The organism is Variovorax sp. Varisp85 (assembly GCF_047304045.1).
GTDB lineage: Bacteria > Pseudomonadota > Gammaproteobacteria > Burkholderiales > Burkholderiaceae_C > Variovorax.
The window spans coordinates 163,993-184,716 of record NZ_JBGLYN010000001.1 but is presented as its reverse complement, the minus strand read 5'-3'; the positions used below and the strand labels follow the sequence as shown (position 1 = coordinate 184,716).

The window sequence follows — 20,724 nt, the reverse complement described above, 5'->3', positions numbered from 1 at the left end:
CTTCCAACCAACAATGATCAAGAAATTCATCGACAAGCTGCTCGGCAAGAACGCCGGCGGCGCACAGGGCAAGAGCCGCTTCGGCAAGCGCCAGGAGGTGCCGGCAGAGGTTCACAAGATCGATCCGGCCCTGGTCGACGAACGCGCGAAGAACGTGGTCACCACACTGCAGCAGGCCGGCTACGAGGCCTACGTGGTGGGCGGCGCGGTGCGCGACCTGCTGCTGGGGCTGCGACCGAAAGACTTCGACGTGGCAACCAACGCCACGCCCGAGCAGGTCAAGTCGCTGTTTCGTCGCGCCTTCATCATCGGGCGGCGCTTTCGCATCGTGCACGTGGTGTACGGCCGTGGGCGCGAGCACGAGGTGATCGAGGTTTCGACTTTCCGCGCCTACATGGACAACGCCGCCGCCGAGCAGGTTGCAGGCAACGAGCGCACCAGCAAGGGCGAGCTCGCGAGCATGAAACACGCCGTGGACGCCAGCGGCCGGGTGCTGCGCGACAACGTCTGGGGTCCGCAGGAAGAAGACGCGGCGCGCCGCGACTTCACCGTCAACGCGATGTACTACGACCCGGCCAACCAGGTCGTGGTCGACTATCACAACGGCATCAAGGACGCCCAGAAGCTCACGCTGCGCATGATCGGCGACCCGGCCACGCGCTACCGCGAAGACCCGGTGCGCATCATTCGTGCCATCCGCTTCTCGGCCAAGCTCGCCGCGCTGGGCTTCAAGATGGAAGCCAAGACGGCGGCTCCACTGGTCGAATCGAGCAAGCTGCTGGCCGACGTGCCGCAGAGCCGCCTGTTCGACGAGATGCTCAAGCTGCTGCAGACCGGCCACGCCATCGCGACGGTCGAGCAACTGAACAAGCTCGGCCTGGCCCGTGGCATCTACCCGCTGCTCGACGTGGTGGTCGAGCGCGCCGACCAGCCCTTCGTGAAGGCAGCCCTGCAGGACACCGACCGCCGCGTCGGCGAAGGCAAGCCCGTGGCGCCCAGCTTCCTGCTGGCCTGCGTGCTGTGGGCCGACGTGCGCGACGGCTGGGCCCAGCGCCAGGAGGGCCGGCACGGCCAGCGCGCGCAACCGCCGTTCCCGGCGTTGCAGGACGCCATCGACGACGTGTTCAACGCCCGTATCGGCGATGTCTCGGGCCGCGGCAAGCTGGCCGCCGACATGCGCGAGATCTGGATGATGCAGCCGCGTTTCGACAAGCGCACCGGCTCCACGCCCTACAGCCTGGTCGAGCAGGCGCGCTTCCGCGCCGCCTTCGACTTCATGCGCCTGCGCGCCGACGTGGGTGAAGTCGGCGAGGCGATTGCCGAGTGGTGGCAGGAGTTCAGCATCGCCGACGACGTGCGCCGGCAGGACCTGCTGGAGCAGGTGCGCGAAGAGCAGAAGGTGCGCCAGCGCGTGCGGGTGCGCGAAACCCCGCCGCCGAAGCCGCGCAGCGTGCCGGTGGCGCGCCAGGACGCCGATTCGGACGCCGAGGACGAGGTCGAAGTCGAAGCCGGCGCCGTGCCGCCCGATGGCGAGGCCGTGCCGCGCAAACGCCGGCGTCGCCGCAAGCCGCGTTCCGCGGGTGGAGGCGGCGAGAGCGCCGCAGGCGCATGAGCGCGTCCGGCAAGCCGAAGGACGGCAAGAAAAGCGGCGCCCCCACGGGCAAGCCGGCAGGGGCCAGGCCCGCGGGTGCCAAGGGCGCGCCCGCGGCTCGGCGAGCGCCCACGCGGTCTCCGGGCCGCGTGCGGGAGGACTATCCGACCGTGCAGGCTTTCGTCGCCATCGGCGCCAACCTCGGCGATGCCCAGGCGGCCGTCAAGGCGGCCATGGATGCTCTGGGCGCATTGCAGCGAACCCAGGTGACGGCCCGCTCGTCGCTCTATCGCAGCGCGCCGGTCGATGCCACGGGCCCCGATTTCATCAACGCCGTGGTGGCCTTGCGCACCGGGCTCGACGCCGAGCAGCTGCTCGTCGCCCTGCAGCGTCTCGAGACGCAGGCCGGGCGCGAGCGGGCTTTTCCCAACGCGCCGCGCACGCTCGATCTCGACCTGCTGATGCACGGCAATTCGGTGATGGATACGCCCGAGCTGACCCTGCCGCACCCCCGCATGCGTGACCGCGCCTTCGTGCTGAAGCCGCTGGCCGAGATCGCGCCCGACAAGGTGCCGCGCGCTGCGCTGGCCCGTGTGTCGGGCCAGGTGATCGAACGCATCCGGAACTGACCGGGCAACGGGCCTGGAACCCCGGCGCAGCGGTCCGGTTCCGGGCTCCCATTACACTTGCGCGGTTTTTCACGACTCCGTCACACGTTTGTGGCTGGGCGAGACCCGAGATCCCAGGAGAGCGCCATGTTCGGCAAGCTGCTGCCCCGCGAGGGGAATTTTTTTGAGATGTTCAACCAGCACGCCGAGCGCATCGTCGAGGCAGCGCGCGCGTTCGAGCAACTGGTCGCCAACTACAACGACGTGCACCTGCGCGAGCAGTACAACCGCGACGTCGACAACGCCGAGCGAGCCGCCGACCGCGTGACGCACGACGTCAACCGGCTGATCCACAAGACCTTCATCACACCCATCGACCGCGAGCAGATCCACAAGCTCATCAACACGATGGACGACGTGGCCGACCTGATCCAGGACTCCGCCGAGACCATGGCGCTGTACGACGTGCGCCACATGACCGAAGAGATCGTGCGCCTCACGGCCCTGAGCGTGAAGTGCTGCGACCGCCTGAAGGACGCCGTCAAGTTCCTCGGCAAGATCGCCGACCCGGCCGTGGCCGAGGCCACGCTGAAGACCTGCGAGGAAATCGACCGCCTCGAGTCGGACGCCGACCGTGTGATGCGCAGCGCCATGAGCAAGTTGTTCCGCGAGGAGCCCGACGTGCGCGAAGTGATCAAGCTCAAGGCGATCTACGAGCTGCTGGAAACGATCACCGACAAGTGCGAGGACGTGGCCAACGTGATCGAGGGCATCGTCCTCGAGAATTCCTGAGCGGGTAGCGACCGATGGCAACGGTTCAGGTCGCCCTCTGGGTGGTGATAGTGCTGGTCGTGCTCGCGATCCTGTTCGACTTCATGAACGGGTTCCACGATGCCGCCAATTCGATCGCGACGGTGGTGTCCACCGGGGTGCTCAAGCCGGGGCAGGCCGTGGTGTTCGCGGCCTTCTTCAACCTGATCGCGATCTTCATCTTCCACCTGAGCGTGGCGGCCACCGTGGGCAAGGGCATTGCCCAGCCGGGAGTGGTCGACGTGCACGTGGTGTTCGGCGCGCTCGTCGGCGCCATCAGCTGGAACCTCGTGACCTGGTACTACGGCATCCCGAGCAGCTCGTCGCACGCACTGATCGGCGGCATCGTGGGCGCGGTGATCTCCAAGACCGGCACCAGCGGGCTGGTCGCCGCGGGCATCTGGAAGACAGTCGCTTTCATCTTCGTTTCGCCGCTGCTCGGCTTCGTGCTGGGCTCGATGATGATGGTGCTGGTCGCCTGGGGCTTCCGGCGTGCCACGCCTTCGCGGGTGGACCGCTGGTTCCGGCGGCTGCAGCTGGTTTCGGCCGGCGCCTACAGCCTGGGCCACGGCGGCAACGATGCGCAGAAGACCATCGGCATCATCTGGATGCTGCTGATCGCTACCGGCTATGCCAACGCCGGGGACGCGAACCCGCCGACCTGGACCATCGTGAGCTGCTATACCGCGATCGCGCTGGGCACCATGTTCGGCGGCTGGCGCATCGTGAAGACGATGGGCCAGAAGATCACCAAGCTCAAGCCGGTCGGCGGCTTCTGCGCCGAGACGGGCGGGGCGCTGACGCTGTTCCTGGCGACGGCGCTGGGCATTCCGGTGTCGACCACGCACACCATCACCGGCGCCATCGTCGGCGTGGGTTCCGCGCAGCGCGCGAGCGCGGTGCGCTGGGGCGTGGCGGGCAACATCGTGTGGGCGTGGATCTTCACGATCCCCGCTTCGGCGTTCGTCGCCGCAATCGCCTACTGGATCAGCCTGCAGGTGTTCTGACGGCTACTGGGAGATTTTCCGGCCCTCTTCGATCTGGTGTTCGAAGTAGCGTTGGAAGCTGAACACGATGCTGGCCATCAGGATCGTGCTGCCGAAGAAAAGGGCCAGCACCACTGCACCGATGGTGAACCAGTTCGTGCGGCCAGGTTCGGCGTCGGCAGAGGCGCCGGCGTTGTAGCGGGTGTTCCATTTCTCGGGCGTCATCAGGCCATAGACGATGGCCGTCAGCGCGCAGCCCGCGATGGTGAAACCCAGCAGCGGGATCAGCGCCCAGCTCAGCCCGTCGTCCACGCCGTACATGCGCACGCGCTCTATGCCGTAGATGCCCAGTGCCGTGGGAATGGGCAGCAGCCAGCCGAGCCAGTCGCCCATGCCGCGCAGGTAGAAGCGGTGCAGACCCAGCGGGCCGCCGAGGAAAGAGAGCCAGGCGGCGGTGGTCTTGTTTTTCATTCGGGTGTCACTCGGGGCGGGTTGTGCTGCCCTCGCCAAGCACTTTCTCCATCAATACGACGTCGCGCCATTCGCCGAACTTCCAGCCGCAGTCTTTCAGCACGCCCACGTGCGTGAAACCCTGGCTGCGGTGCACGCCGACCGAGCCCGCGTTGGCCGAGTCGCCGATCACCGCGATCAGCTTGCGCACGCCGGCCGCTTCGGCGGCCTGCGACAGCGCTGCGAGCAGCTTGGCGCCCAGACCCTTGCCGCGTGCTGACTCCGACATGTAGATCGAGTCTTCGGCCGAAAAACGGTAGGCCGGGCGCGGCTTGAACCAGTTGCAGTAGGCAAAACCCAACACTTCGCCATTTTCTTCAGCCACGAGGTAGGGCAGGTTCTTGCCCAGCACGTCGGCACGGCGGGCGCTCATGTCGGCAGGGGAGGGCGGCTCCGTTTCGAAGGTGCCGGTGCCGTGCAGCACGTGATGGGCGTAGATGGAGGTGATGGCTGCGATGTCTTCTTCGCGGCTGGGGCGGATGGTGAGGGGCATGCGTGTGGAAGCGGGTGGCGCAAGGCCGGAATTCGAAGAAAACGCGGGACGGGCTATAATCGCAGGCTTTTCAGCGTGTCGCTGGCCGGGTGGCCATGTCGCGTGTCTCGACGCTGGAAGAACATTGTGAGCGGGCCTTTTCTTCATCCACAAGGCCTGCTGACCACCCAAGGATAAATCATGGTCGTCATTCGACTCTCCCGCGGCGGCTCCAAAGGCCGTCCGTTCTTCAACATCGTCGTGTCGGACAAGCGCGTTCGCCGCGATGGCCGTTTCATCGAGCGCCTGGGTTTCTACAACCCGACCGCCAAGGAAAACGAAGAAAGCATCCGTATCGCCCAGGACCGCCTGGCGTACTGGAAGAGCGTCGGCGCACAAGCTTCGCCCACCGTTCTGCGCCTGATCAAGCAAGCCGCTGCCGCGGCTCCCAAGGCGGCGGCCTAAGCCGTCCCGCACGGCGATGCTGCCCGCACTCGAAACCGCCGAATTGCCGGCGGATGCGATTGAAGTAGGGCGCATCGCCGATGCATGGGGCATCAAGGGCTGGTTCAAGGTCCTGCCCCACAGCGCCCAGCCCGAGGCGCTTTTTTCTTCCAAGCGCTGGTTCCTGCAAGCTCCCGGAGCTGTTGCGAACGCCGCTTTCCGGCTCGCGATCCGCGAAGCCAAAGAACATTCCGACTGCATCGTCGCCACGTCCGACGATGTGCCAGACCGCAACGCAGCCGAGGCGCTGCGCGGTGCGCGCGTGTTCGTGCCGCGTTCGAGCTTTCCAACGGCGGGCGACGACGAGTACTACTGGGTCGACCTGATCGGCCTGTCGGTGGTCAATCGCGAAGGCGTCGTGCTTGGCGCGGTGCGCGAACTGCTCGCCACTGGTCCGCAGACCACGCTGGTGCTGGCCGCCGAAGAAGACGGCAAGGCCATCGAACGGATGGTGCCTTTCGTCTCGGTCTTCGTCGACAAGGTCGACTTGGCCGGCCGGCTCATCACGGTCGACTGGCAACCCGATTTCTGATTCGAGGCCTGCGCGCATGCGCTTCGACGTCCTCACGCTCTTCCCCGAACTGTTTGCTCCCTTCATGGCCAGCGGCGTGACGCGCCGTGCCTACGAGTCGAAGCAGGTCGAAGTCATTCTGTGGAATCCGCGCGACTTCGCGCAGGGCAACTACAAGCGCGTGGACGATCGCCCCTTCGGCGGCGGCCCCGGCATGGTGATGATGGCCGAGCCGCTTGCGGCCTGCCTCGATGCGGCGCTGGCGGCGCGCGGCGCGGAAGCTCCCGTGGTGTTGTTCTCGCCCATCGGCGAGGCATTGCGCCATGAATCGGTCGAGCGCTGGTCGGCAAGCGAGGGGGCGGTACTGATCTGCGGGCGCTACGAAGGCATCGACCAGCGCTTCATCGACGCACGCGTCACCCATCAGGTCAGCCTTGGCGACTTCGTGCTTTCGGGCGGCGAGATCGCCGCCATGGCGCTGCTGGATGCCGTCGCGCGGTTGCAGCCCGGGGTGCTCGGCGACGAGGCCAGCCACGTGCAGGACAGCTTCAATCCGGCGCTCGACGGCCTGCTCGACTGCCCGCACTACACGCGGCCCGAGCAGTGGAACGGGCAGGGCGTGCCGGCGCCGCTGCTCTCGGGCCATCATGCCCAGATCGAGCGCTGGCGGCGCGACCAGCGACTGGCCATCACGGCTGCGCGGCGCCCCGAACTGATCGATGCGGCCCGGGCGGCGGGGCGTCTTGGCAAGGCCGATGAGGCCGCGCTGAAAAAAAAGCTATAATCCCCGGTTCCCCGATCCTCTGTCCGGCCGCGCCCGGTCTTCTTGCGGTTGTCCCGCGAAAGTCCAAGGCGCCTTTTGTGTAGCCCGGCACGATCGAACATCAGGAAATCATGAACCTCATCCAGACCCTCGAGCAGGAAGAAATCGCCCGTCTCGGCAAGACCATCCCCGACTTCATGCCCGGTGACACGGTCATCGTCAGCGTGAACGTCGTCGAAGGCACCCGCAAGCGTGTGCAGGCCTACGAAGGCGTCGTGATCGCCAAGCGCAACCGTGGCCTCAACAGCGGCTTCACCGTGCGCAAGATCTCCAGCGGCGAAGGCGTGGAGCGTACGTTCCAGACCTACAGCCCGCTGATCGCCGGCATCGAAGTCAAGCGCCGCGGCGATGTGCGCCGCGCCAAGCTGTACTACCTGCGCGACCGCAGCGGCCGTTCGGCACGCATCAAGGAAAAGCTGCCGAGCAAGTCGACGGCTGCTGCCAAGTAAGCAGTTCGCCTTCGTGCAAGAAAGCCGCCGCTCTGGCGGCTTTTTGCATTGTTGCTCCCGCTCAAAGACAACTTTCCATTTTTCCGCTCTACTTCTTCCATCCGGCTCCGGTACCTTTCATCTCTTGACCAACTCATCCGCTCCCCTGCAGGCCACCTCCGTCGAACCCGTCAATGCCGTGGTGCCGCCCGCACTGCTGCAGTTCGACCCGCGCCAGGTGCCTTTCGTGGCCGGACCCGAGGGATTGCCGGCAGTGCCGCCTGCGCAACTGACTGCGCAGGCACTGCGGACGCGTTTCGCCACGCCGCCCGCCTGGACACCCGAACTGCGCCACGAACCGCGAATGACAGATCGCATTCCCGCGCAGGCCGCAGTGCTGGTGCCGATCGTGCAGCGACCGCAGGGCGCGGCCGTGCTGCTGACAGAGCGCACCTCGAACCTGTCGACCCATTCGGGGCAGGTTGCGTTTCCCGGTGGCCGTGTCGATCCGGAGGACGCCAACATCGCGGCCGCCGCGTTGCGCGAGGCCTGGGAAGAGGTTGGCCTTTCTGCGCAATACATCGAAGTGCTCGGCAACCTGCCGACCTACACGACGGTGACCTCATTCATCGTGACGCCCGTGGTCGCGCTGGTGCAACCCGACTTCGAGCTCACCATCAATCCCTACGAAGTGGCAGAGGCTTTCGAGGTGCCGCTCGCGTGGCTGATGGACCCCGCCAACCACCGCCACCACACCGTGCCCGCGCCCGATGGCACCCGGCGCCAGTGGTATTCGATGCCCTACCAGGACGGCGCCGACGAGCGCTTCGTCTGGGGCGCGACCGCCGGCATGCTGCGCAATCTTTACCGTTTCCTGAGCGCCTGAATCCCGCCTGAATCTCCAGGCGCCCTCGCTATCATCGAAGGATGAGCTTTTTTGCCATCCTGTGCGCGCTGCTGATCGAGCAGGTGCGGCCTCTGGGCCCGCACAACCCCGTGTATGGCGCGGTGCTGGCGTGGACACGCTGGACCAGCCGCAACTTCGACGCGGGCAAGCCGCATCACGGATGGATCGCCTGGGGGCTCGCGGTGTTCGTGCCCACGCTGGGCGCGCTGGGCGTGCACTGGCTGCTCGTGCTCACGCTGGGGTTGCCTTTCGCGGTGCTCTGGAGCATCGCGGTGCTCTACGTCACGCTGGGTTTCCGGCAGTTCAGCCACCATTTCACCGACATCCGCGATGCGCTCGACGAAGGCGACGAGCCGCTCGCGCGCTCGCTGCTCGCGCACTGGCAGGGCGTCGACGCGGCCGACCTGCCGCGCAGCGAGATCGTGCGCCACGTCATCGAGCATTCGGTGATCGCCGCGCATCGCCATGTGTTCGGCGTGCTCGCGTGGTTCTCGATTGTCGCGGCCATCGGCCTCGGACCGGCGGGCGCGGTGTTCTATCGCATGAGCGAGTTCGTCTCGCGCTACTGGGCGCACAAGAACGGCGCCGCGGTGCAGCCGTCGAGCGTCTCGGTGCAGGAGGCCGCGGATCGCGCCTGGCATGCGATCGACTGGCTGCCCGCCCGCATCACGGCGCTGGGCTTCGCGGTGGTCGGCAGCTTCGAGGAAGCGATCGATTGCTGGCGCAATGACGCGCAGCGCTTTCCCAACGAGAACGACGGCGTGATCCTTGCGGCCACATCGGGTGCGGTCAACGTTCGCCTGGGCGGCGGCTCGCTGAGCCCGATCCCGGTTGCCGATCCGCTGCCCCGCGCACAGGCCGGTGAATCGCTGGCCGATGGCCGCCGCATCGACAGCGGCAGCACGCCGGGGCGCGAGCCCGAGCCCGCCCATCTGCGCAGCGTGGTGGGCCTGGTCTGGCGCTCGGTCGTGATGTGGATGGTGCTGCTGGCCTTGCTCACATTGGCTCGCCTGCTGGGCTGAGCAAAAAAGAACCCCAATGGCAAAACCCGTTCCGGCTTTCTGGAGCCCGCGCATCGGCGCGCTCGAACCCTATGTGCCCGGCGAGCAGCCGCGCATCGCGAATCTCGTCAAGCTCAACACCAACGAGAACCCGTACCCGCCGTCGCCGCTTGCCATCGAGGCCATCCGGCGTGCGGCCGAGAACGGCCTGGAGCTGTATCCCGATCCCACCTCGCTCGCGCTGCGCGAAGCAGTGGCGCGGCGGCACGGCCTGCAAGCCGATCAGGTGTTCGCGGGCAATGGCTCGGACGAGGTGCTCGCGCACGCCTTCTTCGCATTCTTCCAGCAGGCCGAACCGCTGTTGATGCCCGATGTGAGCTACAGCTTCTACAAGGTCTATGCGCAGCTCTATGGCATCGCGTGCGAGCTGCAGCCGGTCGACGATGGCCTGCGCATCGACGTCGACGCCCTCGTGGCGCGCGCCCGCAAGGGTTGTGCGGGCGTCGTGATCGCGAACCCGAATGCGCCGAGCGGCATCGGCCTGCCGCTCGCGCGCATCGAGCAACTGCTCGAAGCCTGCACCGATCGCGTGGTGCTGGTCGATGAGGCGTATGTCGATTTCGGCGGCGAGAGTGCGCTGCCGCTGATTGGCAAGTACCCGAACCTGCTGGTGGTGCAGACCCTTTCCAAGTCGCGCTCGCTGGCCGGCCTGCGGGTCGGCTTCGCCTGCGGCCAGGCGCACCTGATCGACGCGCTGGTGCGCGTGAAGGACAGCTTCAACTCGTACCCGCTCGACCGCCTGGCCTCGGCCGGTGCCGTGGCCGCGCTGGAAGACGAAGACTGGTTTCGCAGCAGCCGCGACAAGGTCGTTGACACCCGCGAGGGCCTCGCCCTCCAGCTCGAAGACCTGGGCTTCGAGGTGCTGCCGTCGCAGGCCAATTTCATCTTCGTACGCCATCCGCAGCGCGATGCGGCCGAGCTGGCGGCGCTGCTGCGCGAGCGTGCGGTGCTGGTGCGGCATTTCAGGCTGCCGCGCATCACACAGTACCTGCGCATCAGCATCGGCACACGCGAGCAATGCAGCCTGCTTGTGCAGCGCCTGCAGGACATTCTTGACCTGACTCCCTGAAGGAACCCTGGCGATGCCGACCCACGACACCGACCCGCGCGCGGCGGCCTGCGCAGGCTTCTGGCAGGCAGTGAGCGATCAACTCGAGAGCCTTCGCGCCCTGCCTGCCCGCGAACTGATGGAGGGGCTCAACGAACTGCTGGAGCCTTTCTTTCCTCGGCTGTCGGCCGAGGTGGCGGGCGAACCGCCCGCGTTCAAGCTCGTGCTGACGGCGCACGGTTCGGTGGACGACTTCGAGGACCTGATGGCGCTGGTGCAAAGCAGCCCCAGGCTGCCGCAGGTGGAGGTGGAAGCTTTCCGCCAGCGTTCGAGCGACGGTTTCGGCATGCGCATGAACGACTTCGAACTGGCGAGCTCCGAAGTCCTCGTGAAGCATGAACCCTATCGGGGCCGGGTGGCGCTGGAGATCGGCTTCGCCAAGCCCATTCCGATGGACATGCAGGACCACGCGCGCCACATGAGCCTCATCATGCTCGACCACATCCTGGGCGAGTACGACTTTGCGGTGAAGGTCGGGGCGGTCGACCACGTCGAGGTCGATGCGCAGGCGGATTTCGATGGCGTGCCGCTCGACGATTTCGTGCCGCTGTTCGACGCCTGCTGGCGCGACGAACTCGGCCACACCGGTGTGTTTCCTCCGGGCGAGCACGCGTGGTCGGGCGTGAGCGCGACGCGCGAGGCCGAAGACGGCCGCGAGGTCGAGGTGATCGTCATGCGCAACGACGCGGCCACCGCACTGGTGGGGCGCGCCGACCTGTGCCACCGCCTGTCGGTCGCCACGCCGATCGAATCGGGCGAGGAGCTGGAAGAAGCGCGCACCTATGAAGACCGGCTGACGGCGCGGCTGCAGACGCACGAAGCGGGCTGCTGCACGCACGTCGTGCTGGAGGAGGGCGTTCGCACCGTGCACTTCCAGGTGGCCGATCCCGAGACGGCGATCTCGCATGCGCAATCGTTGCAGGATGACATGGACCTGCCGGCGACGCTGGACCTTGCCTTCGATCCGACCTGGAAGTCATACCGGATCTGGGTCGGCTGAGGCAGCCGTTGGTCAGTACCGCTTCTGGCTCAGCTCGGCGAACAGCTCGCCGTAGATCCTGTAGCGGCTCGCGCTGATGGCGCCCGGCCCGTTCGCCGTCTCCACGTTCGCGATCACGCCGCAGCCCGGTTCGTGCAGGTGCGTGCAGTTGTAGAACTTGCAGTCGTTCGCATGCTCGGCGATGTCGGGCATGAGCCCCGCGAGCTGCATCGGCGCGATGTGGTTCAGGCCGAATTCCTGGAAGCCCGGCGAGTCGATCAGACCGGTGGTGCGGGCCTCGTCGATCCAGTACCAGGTGGTGCTCGTGGTCGTGTGCTTGCCCGAGTTCAGCGCCTGCGAAATCTCCTGCGTCAACACCGTAGCGCCCGGCACCAGCAAGTTGGTCAAGGTGCTTTTGCCCGATCCGGACGGACCGAGCACGAGGGTGGATTTGCCGGCCAGGAGTTTCATCAGCGACGCGTAGTCCGCCTCTCCCGATGCCTTGAGCGACAGCGGCAGCACGCCGTGGTGCATGCGGCGGTAGGGCGCCAGCTTGTTCCACGCGCGCTCGAAGGGCTCGACCAGGTCGCTCTTGTTGAGCGCGATGATCGGCGCGATGCGCTCGGCCTGCGCCGCGATCAGCGCGCGCGCAAGTTGATGTTCGGAGAATTCCGGCTCGGCCGCGATCAGGATCAGCACGTGGTCGAGGTTGGCCGCGAACGACTTGGTGCGGATCTCGTCCTGCCGGTAGAACAGGTTGCGCCGCGGCAGCACCTGCTCGATGGTGCCTTCGTCCTCGCTGGCCTGCCAATGCACACGGTCGCCGACCACGGCCTGGCTCTTCTTGCCGCGCGGATGGCAGATCAGCCGTTCGCCCGTGGGTGTTTCGACCAGGCAGTGGCGTCCATGGCTGGCAACGACAAGGCCCTCGTGGAGTGCCTTCGCAGCGGTTGCCGTGGGCGCGGCGCGGCCGGGCTTAGCCAAGGACGTGGTCCGTCATGCGGCGGGGCTGGCGACCAGCGCGTCGGCCTGGCGAGCGCAGTCGAAGTCGGTGACCGACAGGCCGCCCACGTCGTGCGTGTTGAAGCGCACGACGCAGCGGTTGTAGTGCACCGACAGGTCGGGGTGGTGGTCCTGCGTGTGCGCCACGAAGGCCAGCGCGTTCACGAAGGCGATGGTCTCGAAGTAGTTGGCGAAGGTGAAGGTCTTCTCGATGGCGACATTGGCGCCGTCGCCGGTGAGCTTCCAGCCGTCGAGCTTTGCGAGGCCCGAAACGATCTCGGTGGCGCTCAGCGACTTGCGGGGAGGAAGGTTCTTCCAGTCTTTGGGCTTGAACATGCTGCTCATGGTGGGCTTCGTCGAAGGGGAATGGGTCAGGCCGCCGTCATGCGCGCAAGGCGCTCGGAAGCCGGCGGGTGCGAATAGTAGAACTTGACGAACACCGGGTCGGGCGTGAGCGTCGAAGCGTTGTCCTGGTAGAGCTTGAGCAGTGCGGCCGACAGGTCGGCCCCGCTGGTCTGCGCCACCGCATAGGCATCGGCCTCGAACTCGTGCTTGCGCGACAGCCGTGCGGGCAGTGGGGCAACGAAGAAGCCGAACACCGGCACGGCGGCCATGAACAGCAGCAGCGCCAGCGCGCTGTTGGGCGCCGTCATGTTGGGCTGCACGCCCAGGCCCGTGTAGAACCAGACCTGCGTCGACACCCAGCCCAGCAGCGCGAAGCCGGCCAGGCTCAGGGCGAACATCGCGACCAGCCGCTTCACGATGTGGCGATGCTTGAAGTGGCCCAACTCGTGCGCGAGCACGGCTTCCACCTCGCCCGCGTTGAGCTGGCGCAGCAGCGTGTCGTAGAACACCACGCGCTTGCTGGCGCCGAAGCCCGTGAAGTAGGCATTGGCGTGCGCGCTGCGCGTGCTGCCGTCCATCACGAAAAGGCCCTTGGCTGCGAAGCCGCAGCGCTTCATGAGAGCCGTCACGCGCTCCTTGAGCGTGGGGTCGTCGAGCGGCTTGAACTTGTTGAACAGGGGTGCGATGAAGGTCGGGTAGATCAGCATCAGCAGCAGGTTGAAGCCCATCCACGCGCCCCAGGCCCAGAGCCACCACAGCTGGCCGGCCGCGCCCATGAGCCAGAGGATCAGCGCCGCGATGGGCAGGCCGATCACCGCGCCCAGCAGCGTCGACTTGAGCGTGTCGGCGAGCCAGAGCTTCCAGGTCATCTTGTTGAAGCCGAAGCGCTCTTCGAGCCTGAAGGTCTGCCAGAGAGTGAAGGGCAGTTCGAGCAGTCCGCCGATGATTGCGAAGGCAGCCAACAGCGCCAGCTGCTGCACCATGCCGCCGCCGATCCACGCCAGCAGCAGCCTGTTGAGCGCGTCGAGTCCTCCGAGCAGGGTCCAGCCGAGCAGCAGCGTCGCGCTCCAGGCCATCTCGACCAGGCCGAAGCGGGCCTTTGCGATGGTGTAGTCGGCTGCCTTCTGGTGGGCGGCGAGGGTGATGGTCTGCGCGAAAGCGGCTGGCACGGCGCCGCGGTGAAGCGCCACATGGCGCACCTGCCGCGAGGCGAGCCAGAACTTCACGAGCAGGCCTGCAACCAGTGCGGCCGCAAAGGCCAGGGTGAAGATGAGCGAATAGGACATGAAGCAGTGAGTTTAGTCCTCGGTATCTGGCGCCGCGGGGCCTTCGACGACAATCCTGCGATGCCCGAATTCCTTGACCCGACGCCTCCCGCCGCAGTGCCCACCCTGAAGAAGAGCGACCAGAACCTGGTTTGGCTCGACTGCGAAATGAGCGGCCTCGACCCCGAGAAAGAGTTCCTGCTCGAAATCGCCGTGGTCGTCACCGGCCCCGACCTCACGCCCCGCATCGACGGCCCTGTTCTTGTCATCCACCAGAGCGACGCCGTGCTCGACGCCATGGATGCCTGGAACAAGGGCACCCATGGCCGCAGCGGCCTGATCGACAAAGTGAAGGCCTCGACCCTCGACGAAGCCGCCGCCGAGCAGCAACTGCTGGAATTCATCGCCAAGTACATTCCGCGCAGCGGCTCGCCCATGTGCGGCAACACCATCGGGCAGGACCGCCGCTTCCTGGTCAAGTACATGCCCAAGCTCGAGGCGTATTTCCACTACCGCAACCTCGACGTCAGCACGCTGAAAGAGCTGGCCAAGCGCTGGAAACCCACGGCCTACAACAGTTTCAAGAAGCAGCAGGCGCATACCGCGCTGGCGGACGTGCATGAATCCATCGAGGAACTGGCGCACTACCGCGAGACCTTCCTGCGCCTCACGGATTGAGAAACCCGGGAATTAGGTAAAAACCCGAGTTCATGCCATAATCGCAAGCTTCGCTGATCGGGCGGGTATTTCAAGCCCGGCCAGCGTCTCTTGCATCTCCCTATCTTGCACACCGCGCCCGATCGCATTCGCTGATCAAAAAGGGCCGCAGCCTTGGGCACCAGCCCGAAGTTGAATGTCGTTGGATGGTTGATGTTTTTAACCACCAACGGGGCGCCGCCTACGGCAGCGCTCGCGTTTGAGATTGATATTCATGACCGACGCTTTTGAAGCGCAGGGCGAGTTCGCGCCTGTGCAATCCGCTACCCATAACGAATTCACCGCCGTTTCGGACACCGTGTCCGAATCGCCCATCCTCGAAGCGCTGGATGCAGCCGCTCCCGAAGTGGCCGTGGCCGAAGAGCCCGCCCAGCCCAACGGCTTCATCAAGCTGGGCCTCGCGCCCGAGCTGATCGCCGCCGTGGCCGACCTGGGCTTCACCCAGCCCACGACCGTCCAGGAAAAGGTCATCCCGATCGCCATGGGCGAGCAAGAGGGCGCCGCCCAGACCGCTCGTTTCGTCGACCTGATGGTTTCGAGCCAGACCGGTTCGGGCAAGACTGCCGCCTTCCTGCTGCCCGTGCTGCACACGCTGCTGAAGCGCCAGGCCGAAGCCGAAGCCGAAGCCAAGGCCGAATTCCAGCGCCTCGCCGCCGAAGCTGCTGCCCGCGGCGAAGCCGTGCCGAAGAAGCCGAAGCGCAAGGACCCGACCAACGCCCGTCACTTCAAGCCCGCCACCCCCGGCGCGCTGATCCTGTGCCCGACGCGCGAACTCGCGCAGCAAGTCGCGCACGACGCCATCGAACTGGTTCGCCACTGCCGCGGCCTGCGCATCGCCAACGTGGTGGGCGGCATGCCCTACCAGCTCCAGATCGCCCGCCTGCAGAACGCCGACCTCGTCGTCGCCACGCCGGGCCGCCTGCTCGACCTGCAGCGCTCGTCGCAAATCAAGCTCGACCAGGTCAAGTTCCTGGTGGTCGACGAAGCCGACCGCATGCTCGACCTCGGTTTTGCCGATGACCTGGCCGAAGTCAACCAGCTCACCATCGAGCGCCAGCAGACGATGATGTTCAGCGCCACCTTCGCGCCGCGCATCCAGCAGCTGGCCCAGCGCGTGATGCGCGAGCCGCAGCGTGTGACCATCGACAGCCCGCAAGAAAAGCACGCGAACATCAAGCAAGTGCTGTTCTGGGCCGACAACAGCCAGCACAAGCGCAAGCTGCTGGACCACTGGCTGCGTGACACCACCATCAACCAGGCCATCGTGTTCGCGAGCACGCAGGTCGAGTGCGACGGCCTCGCCAACGACCTGCAGCAGGACGGCTTCAGCGCCGTGGCGCTGCACGGCGCCCTGAGCCAGGGCCTGCGCAACCGCCGCCTGATGGCACTGCGCCAGGGCCAGGTGCAGATCCTGGTGGCCACCGACGTTGCCGCCCGCGGCATCGACGTGCCGACCATCACCCACGTCTTCAACTTCGGCCTGCCGATGAAGGCCGAGGACTACACCCACCGCATCGGCCGCACCGGCCGTGCAGGCCGCGACGGCATTGCCGTCACGTTCGCCGAGTTCCGCGATCGCCGCAAGATCATGGACATCGAGCACTACAGCCGCCAGCAGTTCAAGGCCGAAGTGGTGCCGGGCATGGAACCGCAACAGCGCATGCCGCAATCGCGCCCGCCACAAGGCGAGTTCCGCGGCGGCCGCGGCGACAATCATTCGCGTGACCGCAAGTTCGGCGGCGGCGGTCATCGCGGTGGCAATGGCGGCGGCTTCGGCGGCGGCAACAGCAACTACGCAGGCGCCAGCGGCTTCAACGACCGCGGCTCGCGTCCCCCGGCACCGCGCGGCGGTGGCTTCGGCGGCCAGGGCCACGGCCATGGCGGCGGTCACAACGCCGGCTTCGGCGGCGGCCGTGACGAAGGCGGCGGCTATGGTCGCAAGCCGGGTTGGGGCGACAGCGCCCCGCGCGGCGGCAATGGCGGTGGCCGTGATTTCGCTCCCCGCGAAGGTTTCGCACCGCGTGAAGGCTTCGCGCCCCGCGGCAATGGCGCAGGCCATGGCGGCCAGGGCAAGGTGTTCGTGCCCCGCGACGCGCAGAAGCGCTCGTTCAAGCCCAGCCGCTGATCCTTGCCGAGCGGCCTGACAGCCGCCTCGCCCCCTCGAAAGCCCGCGCTTCTCACGAACGCGGGCTTTTTCATTTCGGGTTTCCGAGCGGTACGGTGTCGCTTGATTTTGATTGACACCTGAATCGATGAAAAGTAATGTAATGGCGCATTGCTTCCCCGGGTCCGTCCTGCGGCCGCCGGTTCATCGACACCTGCTTTTCGACTTTCGACATGAAAATTGCGATTCTTGGGGGTGGTCATGGCGCCTATGCGGCCGCCGCCGACCTGTCTGAAACCGGCCACGAGGTGCGCCTGTGGCGCCGCGATGCCGCCGCACTGGAGCCCGTCGTCCGCGCTGGCGCGATCACTCTGAAAGACGCCGAAGGCACCCGCGAGGTGCCCATTGCGCTGGCGACCGCCGACATCGGCACTGCCCTGAAGGGCGCCGAGCTGATCGTCATTCCCACGCCCGCCATCGCCCAGCACGACATCGCGCTCGCGATGGCGCCGCATCTGGTCGATGGCCAAGTCGTGTTCCTGCCGCCGGGCACCTTCGGCAGCTACGTGATGGCGAGGACGGTGAAGGAGGCCGGCAGCCGCGCCGACGTCGCCTGGGCCGAGACCGGCACCTTGCCGTACCTCGCGCGCAAGCACGGCGAACGCGAGGTGAACGTCACCATCCGCGCCATCCGCCTGCCGACCGGCGTCTATCCGGCGCGCAAGGAGGCCGACGCGATCGAGGTGATCCGCAAGGCCTACCCGGCCGTGCACGGCTGCGGCGACGCGCTCTCGGGCGCATTGATGAACGCCGGCCCCGTCATCCATCCGCCGCTGATGGTGATGAACGCCGCGCCGCTGCAGCACTTCGAGCGCTGGGACATCCACAACGAAGGCACGCAGCGCGCTGTGCGCGATGTGACCGACCGGCTCGACCAGGAGCGCATCGCCGTGCGCGAAGCCTTCGGGCAGGGCGCGCCGCACTATCCGCTGGCCGACCATTACAACAACGACCAGTGGATGTACGGCGACGCGCACAAGCAGCTCGTGAAGTCGGGCGACTGGCGTGAGAACATCGACCTGCACACGCACCGCTACATCACCGAGGACACCGAGCTCGGCCTCGCCTTCCTCGCTTCCGCCGCGCGCCATGCGGGCGTCGATGCGCCCATCGCCCATGGCCTGCTGGCCATCGTCGGCGGCTTTCTCGGCCGCGACCTTCGGCGCGGGCCTCGCACTTTCGAAAGCCTCGGCCTTGCCGGCCTGAGCGCCGCCCAACTCAAGCAGAGGCTGCACGATGGCGAATGAGGCCGTGCTCCCGCGCTTCGCGGCCGTCGGCGCGGGCCGCATGGGACGCGGCATCGCCATCGCGTTCGCCTATGCCGGCCGGCGCATCTCGCTGATCGACCTGCGCCCGCGCAGCGACGATGCGTGGCGTCGTTTGCGCGACGAGGCCAGGGCGGAGATCGAAGCCAGCCTTTCGGGTCTCGCCCAGCTTGGCGTGATCGATGCCTCGCAGGTCGAACGCGTCGCCGCGCGTATCGAATTCGTCAACGCTGCCGCCGCACCGCAGGTGCTCGCCGCCGCCGAACTCGTGTTCGAAGGCGTGCCCGAAACCATGGAGGCCAAGCGCGAGGCTTTCGAGCATCTCAACCGCCATTGCCGCGACGACGCCATCCTCACCTCGACCACCAGCAGCATCCTCGTGACGCAGCTGGCCGCACTCGTGCGGCTGCCAGAGCGCTTCCTCAACATGCACTGGCTCAACCCGGCCTACGTGATCCCGGTGGTGGAGCTCAGCTGCCATCCGGGCACCGATGCCACCGTGCTCGCGCGCACCAAGGCGCTGATGGAAGAGATCGGCAAGCTGCCCGTGGTCTGCGGCGCGTCGCCCGGCTACATCGTGCCGCGCCTGCAGGCGCTGGTAATGAACGAAGCCGCGCGAATGATCGAGGAGGGCGTCGCCACAGCCGAGGAGATCGACAAGGCCACGCGCTACGGCCTCGGCCTGCGCTTCGCGGCGCTCGGCGTGGTCGAGTTCATCGACTTCGGCGGCTGCGACATCCTGCATCACGCGAGCCGCGAGATGTCGGCTTCGCTCGATGCCGGCCGCTACACCGCGCCGGCCATCGTCGGGCGCATGGTCGAGCAGGGGCGGCTCGGCCTCAAGAGCGGCAGCGGCTTCTACGATTACGCGGGCCGCGACGTCGCAGCCTACCGGCGCGACGTGCTTTCGCGCACGCTCGGCGAACTGCGGCACGCGGGCCTGTGGCGCGCGCCGGCCGACGAGACCTTGCCATGAGCATCCGCCGCGCCTTTGCCGACCTGTCGGTGGGGCAGGTGCACTTTGCGGAATGCGGCGACCGCAGCGCGCCGGTGGTGCTGCTGCTGCACCAGTCGCCGCGCAGCTGGGCCGAGTACCGCGCCGTGCTGCCGTTGATCGGCGCGCAGCGCCGGGCCATTGCGATGGACACTGCCGGCTTCGGCGACTCCGCGGACGGCGGCGTGCCCGCGAGCATCGGGCAATGGGCGCGCGTGGCGTGCGAACTGCTGGACGTGTTGAACATCGCGCAGGCCGACGTGGTGGGCCACCACACCGGCGGCGTCGTGGCAGTGGAGCTTGCAGCCGCGTTTCCCGATCGCGTGCGCAGCCTGGTGCTGTCGTCGACGCCTTGCACCGACGAAGCTTTTCGCCGCGCGCGTGCGCGGCGCCCGCCCATCGATGAAGTCGCGCCAAGCGAAGATGGCTCCCATCTCGCTGCACTATGGCAGAAGCGCCAGAGCTTCTATCCACCGGGGCGGCCCGAACTGCTCGAAGCCTTCGTGCGCGATGCGTTGAAGGTCGAACGCGTCGAAGAGGGCCATCGCGCCGTCGCGTCGTACCGCATGGAAGAACGCATCGGTCTTGTCGCGCACCCCACGCTGATCGTGCGCGCCACCGACGATCCGTTCGCGGCGCCGCATGCGGCGCAGCTGCGGCATCACTTGCCGCACGCGCGCATCGTCGACATCCAAGGCGGCATGGTGCCGCTGCCCGATCAGATGCCCGATACCTTCGCGCGCACGGTACTCGACTTTCTGGCGACGCTGCCATGAAGGCCGTGCGCGTCCACGGCTTCGATGCAGTCCCCGTGCTGGAAGAGGTGGCCGATCCCGTCGCAAGGCCGGGCCGCACCATCGTGCGCATGGAAGCCGCGACGGTCGGCCACATCGACCGCACCGTGTGGCGCGGCAGCTTCCTGCGGCATCCGCCGTTGCCTTACACGCCCGGCGTGGAGGCTGCGGGCACCGTCGTCGCGAGCGAACGTTACGACGTCGGCCAGCGCGTGTGGCTGCGCGGCGGCGGACTTGGCACGCTCTTCGATGGCACCTGGTGCGAACTTGTCGATGCGCCCGACGAAGCGTTGGGACTCTTGCCTGACGGCGTTCCGATGACGCTGGGTGCCGCGTTCTTTTCCCCATGCACCTCGGCCTGGGTGGCGCTGCACGACGTCGCGAAGCTGCGGCCCGGTGAACAGGTGCTGGTGACCGGCGCGAGCGGTGCCGTCGGCTCGCTAGTGATGCAGCTGGCAGGCAGCCTGGGCCGCGCAGCGACGGCCGTCGATGCGAATGCCGAAGCGCCGCCCGCGGCCAGCGCCGACCTGCTCATCGACACCGTCGGCGGCGACGTCCTTGCGAAAGTCCTGCCCGCGGTGCGTCCCGGTGGGCGCGCGGTGCTGATCGGCTACACCGCCGGCCCGACGCTGCAGCTGGACATTGCACACTTCCTGCAACGCGATGTCGCGCTTCTGCCGCTCAATATGTTCCGGCGTGAATCGGCCGGCCGCGCCGCTGCCCCCGAGTTGCTCGCAAGGCTCGCCGACGGCCGCCTGCATCTGGACGTTCGGCTCTTCGCATTCGACGATGCGGCCGGCGCGCTCGACTGGATTGCGCAACGCGGCCACCGCGGACGGGCTGTTCTCGTGCCTCGCCTTTGACCAGCGAGGCGCGGAGA

The 20,724-nt window shown here is 67.0% G+C and carries 23 protein-coding genes; 18 read left to right on the top strand and 5 right to left on the bottom strand.

Annotation, left to right across the window (positions count from 1 at the left end; translation table 11 throughout):
- Positions 1 to 13 precede the first annotated feature (13 nt).
- The 4 genes from pcnB (at position 14) to ACCC97_RS00900 (ending at position 4,016) form a co-directional block, all read left to right on the top strand.
- Positions 14 to 1,612 carry a polynucleotide adenylyltransferase PcnB gene (gene pcnB, locus ACCC97_RS00915; RefSeq protein WP_007831322.1) on the top strand — a complete coding sequence of 533 codons (1,599 nt, stop codon included), beginning with the start codon at positions 14 to 16 and terminating at the stop codon, positions 1,610 to 1,612.
- Positions 1,609 to 2,220 carry a 2-amino-4-hydroxy-6-hydroxymethyldihydropteridine diphosphokinase gene (gene folK / locus ACCC97_RS00910; protein WP_007831320.1) on the top strand — a complete coding sequence of 204 codons (612 nt, stop codon included), beginning with the start codon at positions 1,609 to 1,611 and terminating at the stop codon, positions 2,218 to 2,220. The genes pcnB and folK overlap by 4 nt, the downstream gene beginning before the upstream one ends.
- Before the next feature lie 126 nt (positions 2,221 to 2,346).
- Positions 2,347 to 2,991 carry a DUF47 domain-containing protein gene (locus ACCC97_RS00905; protein ID WP_007831315.1) on the top strand — a complete coding sequence of 215 codons (645 nt, stop codon included), beginning with the start codon at positions 2,347 to 2,349 and terminating at the stop codon, positions 2,989 to 2,991.
- Positions 2,992 to 3,005: 14 nt separating this feature from the next.
- On the top strand, positions 3,006 to 4,016 hold the full coding sequence (locus ACCC97_RS00900; protein WP_007831314.1) for an inorganic phosphate transporter: 1,011 nt from the start codon (positions 3,006 to 3,008) through the stop codon (positions 4,014 to 4,016).
- Between the two features lie 3 nt (positions 4,017 to 4,019).
- On the opposite strand, the gene ACCC97_RS00895 is transcribed toward ACCC97_RS00900, so the two are convergent.
- Both ACCC97_RS00895 and ACCC97_RS00890 read right to left on the bottom strand, forming a co-directional pair.
- On the bottom strand, positions 4,020 to 4,466 hold the full coding sequence (locus tag ACCC97_RS00895; RefSeq protein ID WP_007831313.1) for a TM2 domain-containing protein: 447 nt from the start codon (positions 4,464 to 4,466) through the stop codon (positions 4,020 to 4,022).
- Positions 4,467 to 4,473: 7 nt separating this feature from the next.
- Positions 4,474 to 4,998: a GNAT family N-acetyltransferase gene (locus tag ACCC97_RS00890; protein WP_007831312.1), complete on the bottom strand. Its 525-nt coding sequence runs from the start codon at positions 4,996 to 4,998 to the stop codon at positions 4,474 to 4,476.
- Positions 4,999 to 5,178: 180 nt separating this feature from the next.
- Between ACCC97_RS00890 and rpsP the strand changes: the two genes are divergently transcribed.
- The 8 genes from rpsP to ACCC97_RS00850 all read left to right on the top strand — a co-directional run bounded on the left by rpsP (position 5,179) and on the right by ACCC97_RS00850 (position 11,319).
- On the top strand, positions 5,179 to 5,442 hold the full coding sequence (gene rpsP, locus ACCC97_RS00885; protein ID WP_007831311.1) for a 30S ribosomal protein S16: 264 nt from the start codon (positions 5,179 to 5,181) through the stop codon (positions 5,440 to 5,442).
- 16 nt (positions 5,443 to 5,458) lie between these two features.
- Complete coding sequence (rimM, locus tag ACCC97_RS00880; protein WP_007831310.1) at positions 5,459 to 6,013, top strand: ribosome maturation factor RimM; 555 nt, start codon at positions 5,459 to 5,461, stop codon at positions 6,011 to 6,013.
- A gap of 16 nt (positions 6,014 to 6,029) precedes the next feature.
- A complete protein-coding gene (trmD, locus tag ACCC97_RS00875) occupies positions 6,030 to 6,776 on the top strand; it encodes a tRNA (guanosine(37)-N1)-methyltransferase TrmD (protein ID WP_007831309.1) in 747 nt (248 codons plus the stop codon).
- A 110-nt stretch (positions 6,777 to 6,886) separates the two neighbouring features.
- On the top strand, positions 6,887 to 7,264 hold the full coding sequence (rplS, locus tag ACCC97_RS00870) for a 50S ribosomal protein L19 (protein ID WP_007831302.1): 378 nt from the start codon (positions 6,887 to 6,889) through the stop codon (positions 7,262 to 7,264).
- A 124-nt stretch (positions 7,265 to 7,388) separates the two neighbouring features.
- A complete protein-coding gene (locus tag ACCC97_RS00865) occupies positions 7,389 to 8,129 on the top strand; it encodes a CoA pyrophosphatase (protein WP_007831299.1) in 741 nt (246 codons plus the stop codon).
- A gap of 41 nt (positions 8,130 to 8,170) precedes the next feature.
- Positions 8,171 to 9,172, top strand: coding sequence for a CobD/CbiB family protein (locus ACCC97_RS00860; RefSeq protein WP_413331383.1), 1,002 nt, complete (start codon positions 8,171 to 8,173; stop codon positions 9,170 to 9,172).
- A 16-nt stretch (positions 9,173 to 9,188) separates the two neighbouring features.
- Entirely contained in the window at positions 9,189 to 10,280 is a 1,092-nt protein-coding gene (gene hisC, locus ACCC97_RS00855; protein ID WP_413331382.1) for a histidinol-phosphate transaminase, read from the top strand.
- A 13-nt stretch (positions 10,281 to 10,293) separates the two neighbouring features.
- Positions 10,294 to 11,319, top strand: coding sequence for a hypothetical protein (locus tag ACCC97_RS00850; protein ID WP_413331380.1), 1,026 nt, complete (start codon positions 10,294 to 10,296; stop codon positions 11,317 to 11,319).
- Between the two features lie 12 nt (positions 11,320 to 11,331).
- Here ACCC97_RS00850 and rsgA read toward each other — a convergent pair whose 3' ends face one another.
- From rsgA to ACCC97_RS00835, 3 genes are read right to left on the bottom strand one after another with little or no spacing between them, the layout of a single operon-like run.
- Entirely contained in the window at positions 11,332 to 12,282 is a 951-nt protein-coding gene (gene rsgA / locus ACCC97_RS00845) for a ribosome small subunit-dependent GTPase A (protein WP_413313469.1), read from the bottom strand.
- Between the two features lie 12 nt (positions 12,283 to 12,294).
- On the bottom strand, positions 12,295 to 12,645 hold the full coding sequence (locus tag ACCC97_RS00840) for a 4a-hydroxytetrahydrobiopterin dehydratase (protein ID WP_007831287.1): 351 nt from the start codon (positions 12,643 to 12,645) through the stop codon (positions 12,295 to 12,297).
- Between the two features lie 26 nt (positions 12,646 to 12,671).
- Positions 12,672 to 13,931: a M48 family metallopeptidase gene (locus ACCC97_RS00835; protein ID WP_413313467.1), complete on the bottom strand. Its 1,260-nt coding sequence runs from the start codon at positions 13,929 to 13,931 to the stop codon at positions 12,672 to 12,674.
- A 60-nt stretch (positions 13,932 to 13,991) separates the two neighbouring features.
- Between ACCC97_RS00835 and orn the strand changes: the two genes are divergently transcribed.
- The 6 genes from orn to ACCC97_RS00805 all read left to right on the top strand — a co-directional run bounded on the left by orn (position 13,992) and on the right by ACCC97_RS00805 (position 20,707).
- A complete protein-coding gene (gene orn, locus ACCC97_RS00830) occupies positions 13,992 to 14,588 on the top strand; it encodes an oligoribonuclease (RefSeq protein WP_042673080.1) in 597 nt (198 codons plus the stop codon).
- 253 nt (positions 14,589 to 14,841) lie between these two features.
- On the top strand, positions 14,842 to 16,752 hold the full coding sequence (locus ACCC97_RS00825; protein WP_007831277.1) for a DEAD/DEAH box helicase: 1,911 nt from the start codon (positions 14,842 to 14,844) through the stop codon (positions 16,750 to 16,752).
- 212 nt (positions 16,753 to 16,964) lie between these two features.
- Positions 16,965 to 18,038, top strand: a complete 1,074-nt coding sequence (locus ACCC97_RS00820) for an NAD/NADP-dependent octopine/nopaline dehydrogenase family protein (protein ID WP_007831275.1) — start codon at positions 16,965 to 16,967, stop codon at positions 18,036 to 18,038.
- Entirely contained in the window at positions 18,028 to 19,032 is a 1,005-nt protein-coding gene (locus tag ACCC97_RS00815) for a 3-hydroxybutyryl-CoA dehydrogenase (RefSeq protein WP_413331377.1), read from the top strand. The genes ACCC97_RS00820 and ACCC97_RS00815 overlap by 11 nt, the downstream gene beginning before the upstream one ends.
- Entirely contained in the window at positions 19,029 to 19,826 is a 798-nt protein-coding gene (locus tag ACCC97_RS00810) for an alpha/beta fold hydrolase (RefSeq protein WP_413331376.1), read from the top strand. Before ACCC97_RS00815 ends, ACCC97_RS00810 begins: the two co-directional genes overlap by 4 nt.
- Positions 19,823 to 20,707, top strand: a complete 885-nt coding sequence (locus tag ACCC97_RS00805; protein WP_413313460.1) for a quinone oxidoreductase family protein — start codon at positions 19,823 to 19,825, stop codon at positions 20,705 to 20,707. The genes ACCC97_RS00810 and ACCC97_RS00805 overlap by 4 nt, the downstream gene beginning before the upstream one ends.
- Positions 20,708 to 20,724 lie beyond the last annotated feature (17 nt).

Bases quoted from the DNA above. Each gene is read 5' to 3' on its own strand.
- pcnB (WP_007831322.1), top strand. From the start codon at position 14: ATGATCAAGAAATTCATCGACAAGCTGCTCGGCAAGAACGCCGGCGGC.
- folK (WP_007831320.1), top strand. From the start codon at position 1,609: ATGAGCGCGTCCGGCAAGCCGAAGGACGGCAAGAAAAGCGGCGCCCCC.
- ACCC97_RS00905 (WP_007831315.1), top strand. From the start codon at position 2,347: ATGTTCGGCAAGCTGCTGCCCCGCGAGGGGAATTTTTTTGAGATGTTC.
- ACCC97_RS00900 (WP_007831314.1), top strand. From the start codon at position 3,006: ATGGCAACGGTTCAGGTCGCCCTCTGGGTGGTGATAGTGCTGGTCGTG.
- ACCC97_RS00895 (WP_007831313.1), bottom strand. From the start codon at position 4,466: ATGAAAAACAAGACCACCGCCGCCTGGCTCTCTTTCCTCGGCGGCCCG.
- ACCC97_RS00890 (WP_007831312.1), bottom strand. From the start codon at position 4,998: ATGCCCCTCACCATCCGCCCCAGCCGCGAAGAAGACATCGCAGCCATC.
- rpsP (WP_007831311.1), top strand. From the start codon at position 5,179: ATGGTCGTCATTCGACTCTCCCGCGGCGGCTCCAAAGGCCGTCCGTTC.
- rimM (WP_007831310.1), top strand. From the start codon at position 5,459: ATGCTGCCCGCACTCGAAACCGCCGAATTGCCGGCGGATGCGATTGAA.
- trmD (WP_007831309.1), top strand. From the start codon at position 6,030: ATGCGCTTCGACGTCCTCACGCTCTTCCCCGAACTGTTTGCTCCCTTC.
- rplS (WP_007831302.1), top strand. From the start codon at position 6,887: ATGAACCTCATCCAGACCCTCGAGCAGGAAGAAATCGCCCGTCTCGGC.
- ACCC97_RS00860 (WP_413331383.1), top strand. From the start codon at position 8,171: ATGAGCTTTTTTGCCATCCTGTGCGCGCTGCTGATCGAGCAGGTGCGG.
- hisC (WP_413331382.1), top strand. From the start codon at position 9,189: ATGGCAAAACCCGTTCCGGCTTTCTGGAGCCCGCGCATCGGCGCGCTC.
- ACCC97_RS00850 (WP_413331380.1), top strand. From the start codon at position 10,294: ATGCCGACCCACGACACCGACCCGCGCGCGGCGGCCTGCGCAGGCTTC.
- ACCC97_RS00840 (WP_007831287.1), bottom strand. From the start codon at position 12,645: ATGAGCAGCATGTTCAAGCCCAAAGACTGGAAGAACCTTCCTCCCCGC.
- ACCC97_RS00835 (WP_413313467.1), bottom strand. From the start codon at position 13,931: ATGTCCTATTCGCTCATCTTCACCCTGGCCTTTGCGGCCGCACTGGTT.
- orn (WP_042673080.1), top strand. From the start codon at position 13,992: ATGCCCGAATTCCTTGACCCGACGCCTCCCGCCGCAGTGCCCACCCTG.
- ACCC97_RS00825 (WP_007831277.1), top strand. From the start codon at position 14,842: ATGACCGACGCTTTTGAAGCGCAGGGCGAGTTCGCGCCTGTGCAATCC.
- ACCC97_RS00820 (WP_007831275.1), top strand. From the start codon at position 16,965: ATGAAAATTGCGATTCTTGGGGGTGGTCATGGCGCCTATGCGGCCGCC.
- ACCC97_RS00815 (WP_413331377.1), top strand. From the start codon at position 18,028: ATGGCGAATGAGGCCGTGCTCCCGCGCTTCGCGGCCGTCGGCGCGGGC.
- ACCC97_RS00810 (WP_413331376.1), top strand. From the start codon at position 19,029: ATGAGCATCCGCCGCGCCTTTGCCGACCTGTCGGTGGGGCAGGTGCAC.
- ACCC97_RS00805 (WP_413313460.1), top strand. From the start codon at position 19,823: ATGAAGGCCGTGCGCGTCCACGGCTTCGATGCAGTCCCCGTGCTGGAA.